Here is a 14,840-nt window from a genome sequence, read left to right as displayed (position 1 = left end):
GCGTGGTTCGCACGTCGGCGCAAAGCGCGGCGTGGTTCGTCGTTGCAGCTTAGTAGCGGCTGCGTTCCTTCAGCGCGCGCTCCACCTCGCGGCGGGAATCGCGCGCCGCCATGGTAGCGCGCTTGTCGTAGAGCTTCTTGCCGCGCGCCACGGCCAGCTCCACCTTCACGAGCGAGTTGTCCTTGAAGTACATCTTCACGGGCACGAGCGCCATGCCCTTCTCCTTGACCTGCTCCTGCAGCTGGCGGATCTGCTTCTTGTGCAGCAGCAGCTTGCGCTTGCGGTCGGGATCGGGATTGGCGATGTTGCCGTTGAGGTACGGCGGGATGTGCACGTTGTGCAGCCACACCTCGCCGTCTCGGATGAGTGCGAAGCAGTCGGTGAGCTGGCAGTGGTTGTCGCGCAGCGAGCGCACCTCGGTGCCCGTCAGCTCGATGCCCGCCTCCAGCGTCTCGAGGATCTCGTACTCGTGGAACGCCTTCTTGTTCTTGGCGATGGTCTTCTCTTCGCGTTTCACGGCCGTACCTACTCCACGCCCGTCTCGTCGAACTGCATCTGCGCAGCGGACTCGGCGCCAGCGCCGTCGCCCTCGGTCACCGCGTCGCCCATGCCCGGCACGAAGCAGGCGTCCTCGTCCAGGTCGCGCGCGAAACGGGCGAGCAGCTTCACCGTTGCGTCGAGGTCGTCGAGGCTGACCACCTCGGTGGGCGTATGCATGTAGCGCAGGGGCACCGACACGAGGCCGGTGGGGACGCCTCCGCGGGAGATCTGGATGGAACGGGCGTCGGTGCCGGTGACGCCGGGCTCGGCCTCGATCTGGTACGGCAGACCCTCGGCCTCGGCCGCCGCCACGAGGCGCTCGAACACAGCCGGGTTGATGTTGGGGCCGCGCGCGATAACGGGACCCTCGCCGCAGACGATCTTTCCGTACTTCGTCTTGTCGATGCCGGGATAGTCGGTGGCGTGCGTCACGTCGAACGCGATGGCCACATCGGGGTCTAGGCCGTACGCGGACGTAATGGCGCCACGCGTGCCGATCTCCTCCTGAACGGTGGCGGCCACGATGAAGTCGCCGGGCGCGCGGCCCTCCTTAGCGAGCGTCTCCAGCACGCGCACGGCGACCCACACGCCCGCCTTGTCGTCGAAGGCGCGCGAGACAGCCATGTTCTTGCCGAAGCGCTCGAAGCCCACGCCGAAGGTGATGACGTCGCCCACCATGACGAGCTTCTTCACACGCTTCGCCGGCATGCCGAGGTCGATGACCAGCTTGTCGATGGGCGTGACGTTCTTGCGCTCGTCGGGCTCGATGAGGTGGATGGGCTTGCGGCCCACCACGCCGCGCAGCGGCTCGAAGGAGTTCGACGCGTGCACGTCCACGCGCATGCCCGGGAGGATGGCCGCGTCCACGCCGCCGACGGACGACACGGACAGGAAGCCCTCGTCGGAGATGTACGTGACCATGAGGCCGATCTCGTCCATGTGGGCCGACAGCATGAGCGACGGGGCCACGCCCGTGCCCGACAGGCGGGCATGGACCGAGCCCATGACGTCGGTCTGGATCTCGTCGGCCGTGCCGGCCAGGCGCTCGCGCACCAGTTCGGCCACGGCGATCTCGGTGCCGGTGGCCGACGGGGTCTCGAGCAGTTGCTTGAGGAATTTCACCTGCTTGTTCTTCATAAATGCTCCCTGTTCTGGGCGAGGCCGCGCGCAGGCGCGGCGCGTTCGTTCGGTATGGGAACCAGTATAGCCCTTGCATCGTCCGAGCAGCCACCTCATCGCGGTGATGAAGCGAGGCCGTCACCGGAGTACCATGAAGCGTCCGGCGCCGACGGCGGGCGTTGCGGGCCTACCAGTACTCTTTCTTCTTCGCGCGCTTGCGCTCGGGCTTCGGCGGGCGGAAGTCCAGCGCCAGTTGGCCGTCCTGCGAGGCGACGGACGCTTTCTTCCGCTCCACGCTGTCGATGGTCCACGACACGGCGTCCTTGCCGTACAGCTCCAGCATCTTGAGGCGCGCGTCGCGCAGGTTCCCCTTCGTGTTGGCGCGCGAGTCGCTTTCGAACTCGAAGAGCCCCGTGCCTCGCACGTCAGCAGCCGCGGGAGAGATGTAATGGGCGATGTAGGTCTGCATATCCTTCCTTCGACGGTCGTGGTTTTCGCACTGTTCGCATGATACCCCAAGGCGACGGCCGCCGCTGCGCAACGCGCGAGAAAAAGGCGCGTTCACGGCCGCCTGACGGCAGCGAAACAAGGGCGCAACCGCTTCGGGGAAGCGGCGGCGCCTTCCCTACAATGGCAGAAAAGACAGCAAAGGTGGACTTCCATGCCAAACACTCACAGCACCGCGGCGACCCTTCTGCGCGACACGCCGCTCCCCTTACCCCTCGCGCGCATCGACCGCCCCCGGGAAGAGAGCGCGGCAGCTCGGCGCGCGCAGCATGACGCGCGCAGCGTCGTCGCGCCCGAGGCCGGGCGGCTGATCATCGTGTCGAACCGGCTGCCCTACCGTTTCGAAGACGACGGCGAAGGCGGCTTCGAGCTCGAGCGCAGCGTGGGCGGCCTGGCCACGGGCCTGGGCCCCTTGCACGAGCAGGACGGCAACCTCTGGATCGGCTGGGCCGACGCGGATGCGGGCATGGACGACGACGAGCGCGCCCGGCTGGCCGCGGCGTTCGACGAGCGCGATTGCCGCGCGGTGTTCTTGGACGACCGCGACGCCGAAGCCTACTACGAGGGCTTCTCCAACTCGGCCATCTGGCCGCTGTTCCACGGGTTCCCCCAGTTCACCCGCTTCGACGAGGAAGAATGGGAGGCATACCGGCGCGTGAACGAACGGTTCTGCGAGGCAGCACTGGCAGAAGCGCGCCCGGGCGACACGCTGTGGATCCAGGACTACCACCTCATGCTGCTGCCGTCGATGCTGCGAGAGGCACTGCCGGATGCGTCCATCGGGTTCTTCCTGCACATCCCCTTCCCCGACTACGAGACGTTCCGCACGCTGCCGTGGCGCGACGAGATCGTCCGCGGCGTGCTGGGAGCCGACCTCATCGGCTTCCATGCCTACGACTACGTGCGCCATTTCCTGTCCAGCTGCCGGCGCGTGGCGGGCATCGAGAACACGAGCGGCACGCTCACGGTTGACGGACGCGTGGTGCAGGTGGACGCCTTCCCGCTCGGCATCGACTACGCGCGCTTCCGCGACGCCGCACGCACACCGGAAGTGCAAGCAGCAGTGGAAACGCTCGCGGCCGAGAAGGGACACGAAGGTTGCAAGGTGATGCTGTCGGTGGAACGGCTGGACTACTCGAAGGGCATTCCCGAGCGGCTGGACGCCTTCGACGCGTTCCTCGACAAGCACCCCGAGTGGAAGGGTCGCGTGGTGCTCATGCTGGTCACCGTGCCGTCGCGCGAGAACGTGGCGTCGTACCGCGCGCTCAAGAAGCGCATCGACGAGCTGGTGGGCCAGGTGAACGGCAAACACTCAACGATGGACTGGACGCCTGTGGACTACTACTACCGCTCGTTGCCGTTCGAGCAGCTGGTCAGCCTGTACGCCGCGAGCGACGTGATGCTGGTCACCCCGCTGCGCGACGGCATGAACCTCGTATGCAAGGAGTACCTGGCCTGCCACGACGGCGACGGAGGCGTGCTGGTGCTGTCGGAGATGGCCGGCGCGTCCTACGAGCTGCACGAGGCTCTGTGCGTGAACCCGTTCGACCGCGCGGGCATCGCCCGTGCCATGCAGGAGGCGCTCACCATGCCACCCGACGAGCAGCGCAAGCGCAACGCACCCATGCAACAGCGCCTGGCACGCTACACGTCGAAGAAGTGGGCGCGCGAGTTCCTCGATGCCGTGGCCGACGTGAAGCGCCGCCAGGCGGGCATGAGCGCGCATCTGCTGGGCCCCACGTCGGCCGGCCGGCTGCTGGAGGCGTACCGCCGCGCGGATCGGCGCGCGCTGCTGCTGGACTACGACGGCACGCTCATGCCCTTCTCGGACGACCCCGCGCGCGTCGCGCCCGACGAACGGCTGCTGGACGTGCTGGCGCGCCTGGGCGGCAGCGCGGACAACGACGTGGTGGTGGTGTCGGGGCGCGACCACGCCACGCTCGAGGCATGGCTGGGCCGGCTGCCCGTCGACCTCGTGGCCGAGCACGGCGTTTGGTTCGCCGCGCAAGCGGACGGAGGCACGGCGAGCGGGCGGGCATGGACGCTGCAGGAACCGCTCGACAACAGCTGGAAGGACGCCATCCGCCCCGTGCTGGCCGACTTCGTCGACCGCACGCCCGGATCGCTGCTGGAAGAGAAGGACTACTCGCTGGTGTGGCATTACCGCATGTGCAGCCAAGAGCTGGCCGAACGGCGCGTCATCGAGATCAGATGCGCACTGGGAGACGGCCTGGCCGACCGCGGCATCGCGCTCATGGACGGCAATAAGGTGATCGAGGTGAAGCCGCGCGGCGTCGACAAGGGGCACGCGGCCCACCGCTGGTTCCGCGACCCCGCCTACGGCTTCTTGCTGGCGGCCGGCGACGACCGCACCGACGAGGACGTGTTCGAAGCCGCGCCCGACGACGCGTGGACCGTCAAGATAGGCGGCGGCCCCACCCGCGCCCGCTTCGCGCTCAAGAACAGCGCCGAGATGCGCCAGCTGCTGGAAGCGATGGCCGAAGCCGAGCCGGTCCGCTAGAACGCGCAAGAGGAGCCGCGAAGCGGGCCGACGGCCGTCGTTTCCGCCTCGACGGACGCATCGTCGCCGGTCAAAAACGCGAGCACGCGGCTCAACAGCGCTTCCAGATCGTCTTCGGAAAGCGTGCGGGAGAAGCCGCTATCGACGAGGTTCTCGAAGGCGGCGGCGTTGCGATAGCGGATGCCGTCGAGGAAGAACGCCTTGCGCCGGTCGGCACGGTCGCGCAACACGACGACGGTCTGCGACGGCAGCGCCTCGTAGGCGCGCTCGTCGAGCCCGAGCTTCTTCCCGTACCAGTCGGGCACGTTGCGCACGCCCTCGTCGGCGAAGAACGCGCGGATCTCCCCGCACCCCGCCAACGGGTACGGCGGCAGGTCGTAGCCCCGATGGCGCGCGTACGCGAATATGTAGCGGGACGCATCGCCCACCTGGGCGCGGTCGCCCAGCACGAACGACAGCAGCTCGAGCGCCCGATGAGGCCGCCACCGGTCGCCTTCGAGCTCCAACAAGCGCGCGATCCGGGAAACGACGTCGTCGCCGGCGCTTCGCAGGCTCATCGCGCCTCCCCTCCGACATCAACACCTTCCGTGTCTTCGCGCACACCCGCCGCGGGCATGAGGTCGCTCAGAACCTGCTCGAACGGCTCGCGCGCGGCACGGCGCACGAGCCGTTCTTTCTGACGGCGCGTGAGGCGCTTGAAGCGGTACTCGGCGCTCATGGCCTCGTGCTTCGTCGCGTAAGCCGCCTGCGCGAGCAGGCGCACGGGAAGGCGGCTGCGCGTGTACTTCGCGCCCGCGCCGGCGTTATGCGCGCGCACGCGTTCGGCGACGTCCACGGTGTAGCCCGTGTACCATGTGCCGTCGGCGCATTCGAGCACGTACAGGTAGAACGACGGATCGTTTTCTGCCCGGGGATCCATGCGCGCTACACGAGCACCTTGACGACGATCTTGCGCACGCAGCATGGGGCGTCGAGCGCGCATCCCGGCTTGTGGGCGTCTTCGGGTGCGAGCACGGCCACGTCGCCCGCACGCAGCACGATGGAGCTGGGACGCTCGGGTGTGCAGTACAGCCCGAAATCGGCGTCTTCGTCAAAGGGCTGTACTTTCGCGAGGCCTTCGAGCGGCGCATACTGCATGACCTCCTCGCCCGACACGACGAACTGCACGTCGTAGTAGCGGCGGTGCGCCTCCAGCTGCTTCTCCTCGGCGGGAACCGTGTCGTATTCCTGCACGTTGGCGAACACGGCGTCCCCGTCGATGTCGACGCGGCCGAGCGGGAGCGACCCGAGGTCATCCCTGTTCAAAAAAGCATACGCCTTCTGAAAACGCGCGGCGAGGTAATCGTTGCCAGCGGCATGGTCGAGGGTGGTAACCAGCATGATCGGTCCTTTCGGTACGGGTGCACGGCGCGCAAAGCGACTCGCAGTATACACCCGAGGACGTCAGCGCGGACGCAACAGAACGTTTGCGCATTCCGCTTGAAGTCTAGAAAGGGATCGTGGACGGCAGCTTGAGCAAGGCAGATAATGACCGTATCGACCCTGCGCCGAAGAGACGGCGCCGTTCATCGAAGGAGCGAGGCATGATCAACAAGTTCTGCAAGAAGCCGCTGTGGGAATGCTCGAAAACCCTGTCCGCCGTCGCCCAGGGGCTCGCGCCCGCCGAGACGGTGATCAAGGGCGCGAAGCTCGTGAACGTGTGCACGGCCGAGATCCAGGAGGACGTGGACGTGGCCATCGCCGAGGGCCGCATCGCCTACCTCGGCCGGGCAGACCACTGCATCGGCGAGGACACGCAGGTCATCGATGCGAAGGGGCAGTACATCGCGCCAGGGTTCCTCGACGGGCACATCCACGTGGAATCGTCCATGATGGGCGTGGGCGAATACGCGCGCGCCGTCGTGCCGCACGGCACCACGGGCATCTACATGGACCCGCACGAGATCTGCAACGTGCTAGGCCTCGACGGCGTGAAGGTGATGGAGGAGGACGCGCGGCGCACGCCGCTCAAGACGATGATCACCACCCCGTCGTGCGTGCCCGCCGTGCCCGGCTTCGAGGACACCGGTTCGTCCATCGGCCCGGACGACGTGGCCGAGACGATGGCATGGCCGAGCGTCGTGGGGCTCGGCGAGATGATGAACTTCCCGGGCATCCTAGGAAGCACGGACCACGCGCATGGCGAAGTGGGTGCCACGCTGGAGGCAGGCAAGATCGTGACCGGCCATTACTCCATGCCCGAGACCGACCGGGGCCTGAACGCCTACATCGCCTCGGGCGTGCGCTGCTGCCACGAGTCAACGCGCCCCGAGGACGTGTTGGCGAAGATGCGCCTCGGCATGTACGCCCAGCTGCGCTACGGCTCGGCATGGAAGGACCTGCCGGTGCTGGCCGAAGCCGTGCTGGCGAACGACATCGACACGCGCTTCGCGACGCTGGTCAGCGACGACACGCACCCGCACACGCTGGTGGCCGACGGGCACCTCGACCACATCGTGCGGGTGGCCGTCGGGCTGGGGATCGACGCGGTGACCGCCATCCAGATGGTCACCATCAACTGCGCTCAGTGCTTCCAGATGGACCACGACCTGGGCTCCATCGCGCCGGGCAAGTGCGCCGACATCGTGTTCTTGGACGATCTGGAGGACCTGAGGGTCACCCGCGTGCTGATCGACGGCGACGTGGTGGCGGAAGACGGCCGCGCCCTGTTCGACCTGCCGCCGTTCCAATTCCCCGACTGGGTTACGCACTCGATGCACCTGGGTCGCGAGCTGACGCCCGCATCGTTCGAGGTGCCCGCACCCGAAGGCGTTGCCGACGGAACCGTGCGGGTGCGCGCGATCGAGATCATCCCCGCCAAGGTCGGCACGTTCGAGGCGCATGTGGACCTGCCGGTCGTGGACGGGCGGCTTGAGTCCGACCTTCAGCAGGACGTGCTGAAGACGTTCGTGTTCGAACGCCATCACGAGACGGGCACGTGCGGCTGCGGCTTCGTGAAGGGCTTCGGCATCAAGCGCGGCGCGATGGCGTCCACCGTGGCGCACGACGCGCACAATTTGCTGGTGGTGGGCACGAACGACGAGGACATGGCCCTGGCCGCGAACACGCTGGCCGCCTGCGGCGGCGGCATGGCGGTGGTCGCCGACGGGGAGATCCTGGGGTTGGTGGAGCTTCCTATCGCCGGTTTGATGGACTCGCTCGACGCCGTAACGATGAGCGAGAAGGTACATGCTTTGGAGGGCGCATGGGCCGAGATCGGCTGCACCATGCCGTCGCCGTTCATGACGATGGCCCTGATCCCGCTAGCATGCCTGCCCGAACTGCGCCTGACGAACCGCGGCCTGGTTGACTGCACGACGTTTGAGTTCGTTGATTTGGTGGTGGAGTAGCGATCCGAAGGACGTCTGCGCCTTTCGCAACTCGGCGCAGACGTCCGACGAGCAAAACTCGGAATCAGCGAATCAATCCGCGTTCTCGATAGGAAGCGACGGCAAGGATCGGTCGCCCCTTCGTTAGGGAGCGACAGAACCTGCCGAAACGCTGCTCGATTTCAACCCGGATACCCTGCTTCTACCCGCGCGCCCGCGAGTGGTACGACCGACCACGCCTCGGCCGTACCACGACAGCTGCGCGCGACTTCAACCCGCGCGCCCGCAAGCTGAACGATGACGTGTCAGCGTTCAGCTTGCCAGCCAACCCGAACAGTTTCAACCCGCACTCCCATGCGGGGAGTGACCCGCGCGTTCTCGAGCACGGAGTACACCGCGGTGCCATTTCACCCCGCACTCCCCATGCGGGAAGTGATCTACATCCGTTTCAACGAATCGCGTATATTCCTCATTTCAACCCGCACTCCCCATGCGGGAAGTGACCCCGTGAATGCATAGGACGCCATGGCATCGTAGATTTCAACCCGCACTCCCCATGCGGGGAGTAACTGGCCGAGGCCAACGACAAGGCCGTCAACGCCTACCTGATTTCAACCCGCACTCCCCATGCGGGGAGTGACCGCCTACATGGGTTCGCGCCTTTTCCCCGACATATTTCAACCCGCACTCCCCGTGCGGGGAGTGACCAGGTACTCGACGTTCTGGGTGATCGCGGTGGGATTTCAACCCGCACTCCCCATGCGGGGAGTGACGTTTGCAGCCTTGACGCTTTCGTTCACGTCAGTGCCATTTCAACCCGCACTCCCCATGCGGGGAGTGACTAACGGCATCACGGTCGGCACGCCGGTGCAGCTTTTCATTTCAACCCGCACTCCCCATGCGGGGAGTGACTTGAGCCAGCCGAGACCCTGCGAGAGGCTGCCAATTTCAACCCGCACTCCCCATGCGGGGAGTGACGGTTATCAAAATGCGTCTGTTCAAGTTCGTTTAATTTCAACCCGCACTCCCCATGCGGGGAGTGACCAGCTCGACGAACGCGACGAGCGAAAAGAGGCTATTTCAACCCGCACTCCCCATGCGGGGAGTGACACGGCCTCAGCTCCTCGGTACTGTAAACATAGTAATTTCAACCCGCACTCCCCATGCGGGGAGTGACGCGGCGCTGACTTTTCTTTGGGTCGTCAGCCCATTTCAACCCGCACTCCCCATGCGGGGAGTGACCAATTTCGGAACAAAAAATCGTCTAGTAGCATATTTCAACCCGCACTCCCCATGCGGGGAGTGACGCTTCGACCTGTCCGAGTTCACCAAGGCCGACATATTTCAACCCGCACTCCCCATGCGGGGAGTGACGGGGCCGACAGGGCCGACCGGGCCGACAGGGCCTATTTCAACCCGCACTCCCCATGCGGGGAGTGACGCTGAATGGCGTTCGCCGGCGTATTCGTCGGCTTATTTCAACCCGCACTCCCCATGCGGGGAGTGACGCGTGCGCCATCGACCTGCGAAAAGACATCAACTGATTTCAACCCGCACTCCCCATGCGGGGAGTGACCGAGATTACACCGTCCTTTTTATATGTTTCTCCATTTCAACCCGCACTCCCCATGCGGGGAGTGACCGTCCAGCTTGCTTCCGCCGTCGCGCACGGTTTCATTTCAACCCGCACTCCCCATGCGGGGAGTGACGGTGAGTTCGCCGTTGGCGCGCTTGATCGATTCATTATTTCAACCCGCACTCCCCATGCGGGGAGTGACTCGGCCTGATCCCCTACGTTGTCGTAGCGGATCATTTCAACCCGCACTCCCCATGCGGGGAGTGACCGCGATGGTCGATACCTTGGCCATCGCGTTGTCATTTCAACCCGCACTCCCCATGCGGGGAGTGACGGACGTCAACGGCACCGGCGCGAAGCCCGTATACGTATTTCAACCCGCACTCCCCATGCGGGGAGTGACCGGCGACCGTCAACTACGTCCAAGTACTCGCCATATTTCAACCCGCACTCCCCATGCGGGGAGTGACTGAAGCTCTTGCCCGCTCCCGGCACGCCCAAGATATTTCAACCCGCACTCCCCATGCGGGGAGTGACCTCGCGCGGAGAACCTCGTCCGCTCCATGTGATAATTTCAACCCGCACTCCCCATGCGGGGAGTGACGGCCGCACCATCGACGACGTGAGGGCCGTCGTCGAATTTCAACCCGCACTCCCCATGCGGGGAGTGACTCGAGCGCGCGCTCAAGCTCGATCCGGGCAACGTATTTCAACCCGCACTCCCCATGCGGGGAGTGACCATCGTCACCAACGACGGGTACACAGGCGAGCTCATTTCAACCCGCACTCCCCATGCGGGGAGTGACCCGATGAGGCCGATCGTGTCGGTAACGAACTCATTTCAACCCGCACTCCCCATGCGGGGAGTGACGGTTATCAAAATGCGTCTGTTCAAGTTCGTTTAATTTCAACCCGCACTCCCCATGCGGGGAGTGACCAGCTCGACGAACGCGACGAGCGAAAAGAGGCTATTTCAACCCGCACTCCCCATGCGGGGAGTGACTCGTGGGTGCGGTTGTAGCCGTCCAGCACGTCGGCAAATTTCAACCCGCACTCCCCATGCGGGGAGTGACACGGCCTCAGCTCCTCGGTACTGTAAACATAGTAATTTCAACCCGCACTCCCCATGCGGGGAGTGACGCGGCGCTGACTTTTCTTTGGGTCGTCAGCCCATTTCAACCCGCACTCCCCATGCGGGGAGTGACCCATCATGGGCGCTATCGTCGTGGTCGGCATCGATTTCAACCCGCACTCCCCATGCGGGGAGTGACGCCGAGGTGGCTGCCGCGAGGAACGGCGACAACAAATTTCAACCCGCACTCCCCATGCGGGGAGTGACCGGCCACAGGGTATGCATGCATGAGAGCGTATCCATTTCAACCCGCACTCCCCATGCGGGGAGTGACATAGTATTTGCGGCGCATATAACACACTAAGTAATTTCAACCCGCACTCCCCATGCGGGGAGTGACGCTCTCGCGCGATGATTATGGCGTGACTATGTGATTTCAACCCGCACTCCCCATGCGGGGAGTGACCCGAGTACGCGCGCATCGACGGCTTTTACAAGGTATTTCAACCCGCACTCCCCATGCGGGGAGTGACTCAACAGGTCGTAATTGCGGGCTTTAAGGGCCTATTTCAACCCGCACTCCCCATGCGGGGAGTGACGCGGCCGTCGGATATGAGCATCCTCTCGGTTTTGATTTCAACCCGCACTCCCCATGCGGGGAGTGACGCCTTTTCATGGAATTGGGCGGGCGCAGCACGGATTTCAACCCGCACTCCCCATGCGGGGAGTGACCCAGGACAACTTGCGCAACGCTCTGTATACTGGAATTTCAACCCGCACTCCCCATGCGGGGAGTGACTTCGTGCCGGTTGGAATTGAGATCACCAATGAGATTTCAACCCGCACTCCCCATGCGGGGAGTGACCGGGGCGCGCATCAGCGCCCCGCATACTATGAGATTTCAACCCGCACTCCCCATGCGGGGAGTGACCGATCTTGAAGCGCCCATGAACGGCGACATCTGATTTCAACCCGCACTCCCCATGCGGGGAGTGACGCTGCGCCATCGGATAGACGGCGGGCTGATCGTATTTCAACCCGCACTCCCCATGCGGGGAGTGACCTTACCATCGGAAACACTCAGGCGCAGGTGTCGATTTCAACCCGCACTCCCCATGCGGGGAGTGACCTCCGTGTCATGGATGTACTCCGTTTCGGAGTAATTTCAACCCGCACTCCCCATGCGGGGAGTGACCGCGGTCGGTGTTTATGTACCTGTAATAAAGGGATTTCAACCCGCACTCCCCATGCGGGGAGTGACGCCCCACGAGGTCTTGCAGCCCGTAGTCGTTCAGATTTCAACCCGCACTCCCCATGCGGGGAGTGACTTAGCCTTGGTCATCGGCTCACCTCCTTAACAATTTCAACCCGCACTCCCCATGCGGGGAGTGACCGTGGGCGCTCCCCTCATGGCCGCGAAGTTCAGATTTCAACCCGCACTCCCCATGCGGGGAGTGACTGAGAACATGGGGCTTGACGCGGAGCAGAAGGTATTTCAACCCGCACTCCCCATGCGGGGAGTGACGTTCACGTCGAGCGCGTCGATGTATCCCTTCACATTTCAACCCGCACTCCCCATGCGGGGAGTGACCCCATGTCTCGCCGCCGTCTGCGGACTGCGTGATATTTCAACCCGCACTCCCCATGCGGGGAGTGACACGGGAGGATGGGCTACAAGCTGCGATGGGAGCTATTTCAACCCGCACTCCCCATGCGGGGAGTGACTCATTCGTCTAAGCTGATAGACCTTTTGGAGCTATTTCAACCCGCACTCCCCATGCGGGGAGTGACGCGCCCCTTCGCGGACACCGACGTTATCACGGTATTTCAACCCGCACTCCCCATGCGGGGAGTGACCCATTTGTGGACGACGGCGTACAAGACGAAGGTATTTCAACCCGCACTCCCCATGCGGGGAGTGACGGGGTTCTCGGCGCTCATTCAAGCAAGGAGATGATTTCAACCCGCACTCCCCATGCGGGGAGTGACCGCAATATTATGCGCAAAATTTACTGCCTCGATCAACATATAGCGCCAATAGACAAACAAGGTACACGCAACAAGCGCGTCAGGCATCTTTATGTCACACTATTTGGTGCGAACCTCACGTATGTCATATGCGAGCTTCGTGCTCGCACCATGGTCCTACAATGCCAAGAACCCTTCAGCTTCGTACGTTGGCTTCGCACCTACATGCTCAATCTTCGTCTCATATTTGCTTCCAAGACTGTAGAATCGCAAACTATCTTTCTCCGGATCGATCAGCTCGACGAGCTCGCTCTTGATACGAACCATCGTCGCAGCATCGGCAACGCATTCGAACACTGAGTTCTGGACACGCTGACCGTAATTGACGCAATGTCGCGCCACTTTTCGCAAGCGACGTCGGCCTGCCGGATCCTCGGTATTCACGTCGTAGGTAATCACTGTCAGCATGCCAACCATCTCACTTCCATAGAAACGGCGGGTAGCCGTCTAGATCGCCGCGCAAGCAACGAGCGAGCAACAGCGCCTGCACATGCGGCACAAGCCCCCGGGGGATCTTCTCCTTCAAAAAGGGATGGGTGATCGTCTCCTTCTTTCGCTCTTGCCAAGCGCCGAACAAAGCCCGTCTCCCTTCATCGCCCAACCGAACCTCACCCGATTCCCGCTTTTCAAAATCCTTCGAACTCACCACCCGGTTGTTCACGGCGGAAAGCACGAACCGATCGACGAACACCGGCCGCAGCTCCTCCATTAAGTCCAAAGCAAGCGAGCGTCGACCAGGCCTATCCGCATGCATGAAACCCACGAACGGATCAAGCCCAACACCCTCAAGCGCAGACGCGCAATCGAAAGCCAGAACCGTGTAGAACAGAGACAGCATAGCGTTCATCGCATCAGTCGGAGGACGCCGCGCTCTACCTGTAAAACGAAACGTCTCCCTATCTCGCAACACCAGCTCATCGAACACGCCGAAATACTCTGCAGCCGCGTCGCCCTCAATCCCTCGCAAGGAATCCATCGTTTCACACTCGGCCGCACTACGAAGTGAGCCGTCAAGCCTCATGCTGGTTGCCTTCACCGATCCCGTATCAATACGCAACCCATGGTCGCGCACCGCCCGTTCGAGCACCCAACGACCGTTGTAGAGCTTTCCCACAATGAAATTCCGAGCGATAGCAAGGCTCTTTTCGGTGTCTTCAGACCATGCATACTGCGTTTTTCGCAGCAGCACGTTTCCGCGCTGCTCGCCGTATGCGCCTGCAAGGAAACGACCCTTCCGATCGAAGAACGACAAGCCAACGCCCCGTTCGACGCAAGCACCCATAAGGGCAGGACTTGCACCTCGGTACGAGAAGCAGAGGATGCCCTCGAGCGTATGGAGCGGCACTCGTCCAAGCTCTGCGCCATCGCGACGTACAACCACGTTCTCCCCATCGAGCATGAGATACGCGTCTTCCGTGAACACGTAAAGCGTGTTGAGCAAATGCCTCATAGCTCCTCCTCGGAAAGCCTTTTGGCCACATACTCCCCGACCGTCGCCCGATTGATGGCGCGCGGCAGGCAGAGGTCGTTCAACGAGCACGACCGACAGGCCGAGAAAGGCTTCACCCGTGGCGTATGACGACGTCGATACAAGGCATGCATCTCCTCCGCCATCGAGCCAACCAAGGCGCGCAACGACTCGTCGAACTCCACCTTTTCGCGCGAACGCGTTTCGCCGTAGTAGAGGAACCCAATGGGCACATCCGCCCCAAGCATCTCCTCCAAGCACAACGCCTGTGCGCACAATTGCAGTCGGTCGGCATCGTTCGCCTTGCTCGACCCACGCTTGTACTCCACCGGCACGGCGCGCCAAAGGCCATCCTCTCCTGCGAGAGGATGGCCATGCGTATCCTTATGGAATTCGACGACATCGCACTTCCCTGACAAGCCGAGCGCACGCGAATGCACCGACAAGCCGCGAACGACGAGGGTATCGCCTCGCCGTTCGCGCAGCTCTTCATCATGGGCGCGTTTGTGCATGAGCTCGCCTTGGGCTGTCAACACGTTGTCGGCCCACGCTTGCTCGATATGGATGAGCGCCCACTGTCGTCGGCAGAACGCGAAGTGCTGGATACCGGACAGCGCGAGGAACTCGTCCTCGTCGTACAC

11 protein-coding genes and 1 CRISPR repeat array are annotated in these 14,840 nt (G+C 63.5%); of the genes, 2 read left to right on the top strand and 9 right to left on the bottom strand.

Annotated features, from left to right (window positions below):
• Window positions 1-49: 49 nt before the first annotated feature.
• The 3 genes from smpB to HMPREF1023_RS00535 all read right to left on the bottom strand — a co-directional run bounded on the left by smpB (window position 50) and on the right by HMPREF1023_RS00535 (window position 2,128).
• Window positions 50-517, bottom strand: coding sequence for an SsrA-binding protein SmpB (smpB, locus tag HMPREF1023_RS00545; protein WP_009304171.1), 468 nt, complete (start codon window positions 515-517; stop codon window positions 50-52).
• A gap of 8 nt (window positions 518-525) precedes the next feature.
• Window positions 526-1,677 carry a M42 family metallopeptidase gene (locus HMPREF1023_RS00540; RefSeq protein WP_009304170.1) on the bottom strand — a complete coding sequence of 384 codons (1,152 nt, stop codon included), beginning with the start codon at window positions 1,675-1,677 and terminating at the stop codon, window positions 526-528.
• A gap of 169 nt (window positions 1,678-1,846) precedes the next feature.
• Entirely contained in the window at window positions 1,847-2,128 is a 282-nt protein-coding gene (locus HMPREF1023_RS00535; protein WP_009304169.1) for a hypothetical protein, read from the bottom strand.
• Window positions 2,129-2,320: 192 nt separating this feature from the next.
• Between HMPREF1023_RS00535 and HMPREF1023_RS00530 the strand changes: the two genes are divergently transcribed.
• A complete protein-coding gene (locus tag HMPREF1023_RS00530; RefSeq protein ID WP_009304168.1) occupies window positions 2,321-4,687 on the top strand; it encodes a bifunctional alpha,alpha-trehalose-phosphate synthase (UDP-forming)/trehalose-phosphatase in 2,367 nt (788 codons plus the stop codon).
• Here the strand turns inward: HMPREF1023_RS00530 and HMPREF1023_RS00525 are convergent.
• Genes HMPREF1023_RS00525 through HMPREF1023_RS00515 form a run of 3 tightly spaced genes read right to left on the bottom strand, consistent with a single transcriptional unit; the run spans window position 4,684 to window position 6,067 of the window.
• Window positions 4,684-5,244, bottom strand: coding sequence for a hypothetical protein (locus HMPREF1023_RS00525; protein WP_009304167.1), 561 nt, complete (start codon window positions 5,242-5,244; stop codon window positions 4,684-4,686). The two genes, HMPREF1023_RS00530 and HMPREF1023_RS00525, sit on opposite strands and share 4 nt — an antisense overlap.
• Entirely contained in the window at window positions 5,241-5,606 is a 366-nt protein-coding gene (locus HMPREF1023_RS00520) for a GIY-YIG nuclease family protein (protein ID WP_009304166.1), read from the bottom strand. Before HMPREF1023_RS00520 ends, HMPREF1023_RS00525 begins: the two co-directional genes overlap by 4 nt.
• Before the next feature lie 5 nt (window positions 5,607-5,611).
• Window positions 5,612-6,067 carry a YhcH/YjgK/YiaL family protein gene (locus HMPREF1023_RS00515; RefSeq protein WP_009304165.1) on the bottom strand — a complete coding sequence of 152 codons (456 nt, stop codon included), beginning with the start codon at window positions 6,065-6,067 and terminating at the stop codon, window positions 5,612-5,614.
• Between the two features lie 203 nt (window positions 6,068-6,270).
• Here HMPREF1023_RS00515 and ade point away from each other — a divergent pair, with 203 nt between their 5' ends.
• On the top strand, window positions 6,271-8,076 hold the full coding sequence (gene ade, locus HMPREF1023_RS00510; RefSeq protein ID WP_009304164.1) for an adenine deaminase: 1,806 nt from the start codon (window positions 6,271-6,273) through the stop codon (window positions 8,074-8,076).
• A 315-nt stretch (window positions 8,077-8,391) separates the two neighbouring features.
• Window positions 8,392-12,692: direct repeats of the CRISPR family, unit length 33 nt; unit sequence ATTTCAACCCGCACTCCCCATGCGGGGAGTGAC.
• 156 nt (window positions 12,693-12,848) lie between these two features.
• Here ade and cas2 read toward each other — a convergent pair.
• Genes cas2 through cas4 form a run of 3 tightly spaced genes read right to left on the bottom strand, consistent with a single transcriptional unit; the run spans window position 12,849 to window position 14,840 of the window.
• Window positions 12,849-13,148, bottom strand: coding sequence for a CRISPR-associated endonuclease Cas2 (cas2, locus tag HMPREF1023_RS00505; RefSeq protein WP_009304162.1), 300 nt, complete (start codon window positions 13,146-13,148; stop codon window positions 12,849-12,851).
• Between the two features lies 1 nt (window position 13,149).
• On the bottom strand, window positions 13,150-14,181 hold the full coding sequence (gene cas1c, locus HMPREF1023_RS00500; protein ID WP_009304161.1) for a type I-C CRISPR-associated endonuclease Cas1c: 1,032 nt from the start codon (window positions 14,179-14,181) through the stop codon (window positions 13,150-13,152).
• A complete protein-coding gene (gene cas4, locus HMPREF1023_RS00495) occupies window positions 14,178-14,840 on the bottom strand; it encodes a CRISPR-associated protein Cas4 (RefSeq protein WP_009304160.1) in 663 nt (220 codons plus the stop codon). Before cas4 ends, cas1c begins: the two co-directional genes overlap by 4 nt.

Origin of the sequence: Eggerthella sp. 1_3_56FAA (assembly GCF_000185625.1) — a bacterium.
GTDB classification, from domain to species: Bacteria; Actinomycetota; Coriobacteriia; order Coriobacteriales; family Eggerthellaceae; genus Eggerthella; species Eggerthella lenta.
The sequence above is the reverse complement of the archived record's forward strand: the minus strand, read 5'-3'. Positions and strand labels throughout refer to the sequence as shown.